This window comes from Urechidicola sp. KH5, from assembly GCF_054661455.1.
On the sequence record NZ_BAAFSW010000006.1, the window covers coordinates 1 to 3,045 of the forward strand.

General features: G+C 38.0%; 1 protein-coding gene. It reads left to right on the forward strand.

What is annotated here, in order from left to right; genetic code table 11:
* Positions 1-633: 633 nt before the first annotated feature.
* The coding region (locus tag ACYQ5R_RS12630; protein WP_460191320.1) for a choice-of-anchor D domain-containing protein at positions 634-3,045 on the forward strand (2,412 nt) is incomplete at its 3' end.

Below are 3,045 nucleotides of genomic sequence, written 5' to 3' on the forward strand. Positions count from 1 at the left end.
GTGGGATATAGAAGATGGTTATAAGTCTGAAATACATCTAGACGTGCGCAATTTGGAAACGGCTATTTATGTAGCAAGAGTACAGACAGATAAGGGCAAACTCACTAAAAAGCTACTTATCGAATAAAAGAAAAACCCGTGTCAGCAGCGGGTTTTTCTGTTTAAACGTAATTGCTAAATCTTCCAATTTTAGAAGCTTTTCTCCTTTTGCGCACCATGACTATATTTTAAAAACAGGTTGCATTACTTAAGAATACAGCACGGATGAAGTAGATCTTATTTTAGAATCATCAAGTTAAAATTAATGCATGATTAAAATAATAGTTGCTTAGGACTGTTCCTCCCTAATATTCAGGCATATAAGCTAAGAATACTCATATTTCTTTGCTACGAGTATAAATTATTTTGAAAAAGATACCATTTGTTAAGAAAATGCATCGATACATTAATTCGTATTCAGGTAATCACCTTATATATATATATTTATATTCTTAAACCTAGCATTTAAGTCCCCACACTTCAATGTTTACGTGTAAAAAAACACTTGATTTGCCAGGATTAAATTGCTGAAAAAGATTAATTGCTATGGTTGCCAAATTGCTAAGGAAAACAGTCTCATTATTATTGGTTATTTTGAGCGCACAAACATTAGTGGCTCAATATTGTACGTCCGTGGGTTCGGACAACTGGAATGCAGGTATAAGACGCGTGTATTTTGGAAATATCAATAGCATTTCATTGAGTGATCCAGACTATACAGATTATACTGCAGATACTGGACGAACCACGACCTTGTCTCAAGGGAGTACTTATGATTTTAATTTATGGTTGCATACAGGTGGTAATTGGCCTATTCAGGCAAGAGTTTGGATTGACTGGAATCAAGATGAAGTTTTTGACGATGTTTCGGAAGCCTATGATTTAGGATCCACAACCAACGGAGAATGGAAAATCACTACAGCCTCTCCTTTTGGGATAACTGTGCCAGGAGGTGCTGTTTTAGGAGATACACGAATGAGAGTAACCGCTCAGTGGTTAGGAGATGTTAATGACGATCCTGTTCCTTGTTATGCAGCTGATTTTTGGGGAGAGACTGAGGATTACACAGTAACAATTCAAGTTCCCCAGAATGAAATCACCGTATTAGGTAATTCCGAAATAATTAGAGATGGAGATTCTAGCCCTGCCGTTAGCGATAATACAGATTTCGGTACTACCTCTCTAGGCAATACGATTACAAAAACCTATACTATTCGAAACGATGGTTCTTTGGATTTAAATATCACAAATATAAATTTCGCAGGATTACACCCTACAGCATTTTCTATAGTTGGAGTTCCTTATAGCACTCCAGTTGCTCCAGGAGGCTCAACAACCTTTCAAGTTCGTTATGAAGCTAATATGGGAGGAATTGCGGAAGCGAATGTTAGAATTTTTAGTGATGATGTAGATGAAGGTACATATAACTTTAAAATTCAGGGAGAAGCTGATTGTAGCACTATAACCTTAACAGGTTCTTCAACAACAGCACCAAGTAGCCTTGGCGCCGCAGATGGTACTGCAACTTTTGGCACAGTAACTGGTGGTACGGCGCCCTATGAATATTCAATAGATGGCATCAATTGGTTTAGTACAACTACATTTACTGGTTTACAAGAAGCTCCATTTAAGTTTTATGTTCGAGATATTTTTGGGTGTCTTGGTGAAGATCGTGCTACAGGTTATTTCAATCTAGCTGCAGGAGCCTGTGTGATAGATATGGGTAATGATAGCGGTACTTTTACTCCAACAGAAGCAAACAACATAGAGCCTTATGGGCTTATTTATACATTAGTAGAAGATTTTAATGTGCCCGTATATTGGGTTGTTAATCCAAATAAGAGTTTTGTAAATGACTCAGATAATGGCAACCCAAATATTGTTAATCAAATTGATATTACCGTTACGGGAACTACTACATCTGCTGGCGCAACTCCAATTACAAGAAATTTAATATCTGGAGCTTTTGTAATACCTGAGCAATATTTAACACCTACTGTTATTGCCGAATTACAGAGTTGGGAGGCTGAAAACAATACTGGTGTAAATATACATTGGAACTTGAATCAATTAGATGATGTACCGGTTTATGGAATAATCAAAACCCTAGCGAATGCGGTTATTTATCCATTAGGAGAAACAGATCCTGATAGAACAGATATCGGAGAAGCTTTTTTTGAGCCTGCAAGAATACCCGCGGCTTCATACAGGGTAGGTAGAATTGACGAGTTGAATGGGTGTGATGAGATTTATATTATGGGGCATCATACAGAGCCTGATAATTGGCCTCAAAACGAAATAGATTTACTTTATGATTATGTGCTTAGCGGAGGAAATATTTGGATGGGTTGTCAAGACGTTAGCAGAGTTGAGGATATTGTTACCTCAGACGGCGAGCAGTTAAACTTTTTAACCGATTATGGTTTAATCAATTATGGTTCTCATAGTGATGTGTCAAGCGCAAATGAGGTAGCATATACTATTTCAACAGCGGGTAACCCTATAATGCAATTTATTGGAGAAATTCATCCGGCTTTGGAAGGAAATTCAGAAGAGGTGTATTTACCTAAAAAATCTGCTGCTGGAGGCACTACAGGTGCAGGAGGTTGGTTGCCAACTACTGTTACGGCAATTTATGATACCAACCATTCGAATGTTGGACCAACAAATACCTCTAATGGTAATGCCGCAATATTGGCCTATGGGCCTGCATTTGGAAATTCGTTATACGGGACTGTGGTTTATGAAGGGTCTCATATTAATAGTAGTAATGCAGGAAATGCTGTTCAGCATATTGGAGAGCGACGTGTATTCGGCAACTATTTGTTGACTGCTGCGATTAGATATCAAAAAGATGCCGGAGAAGATCAAACATATACGTATACGAGGTGTGGTAGAGTTTCTGCGAGATTAAATGCAGAACAGCCAATTAATGGTGGAGGTGTTTGGAGTATTGTATCTGGAGCAGGAGGTAGTTTTGCAGATGTTAATAACCCGAAATCGAGA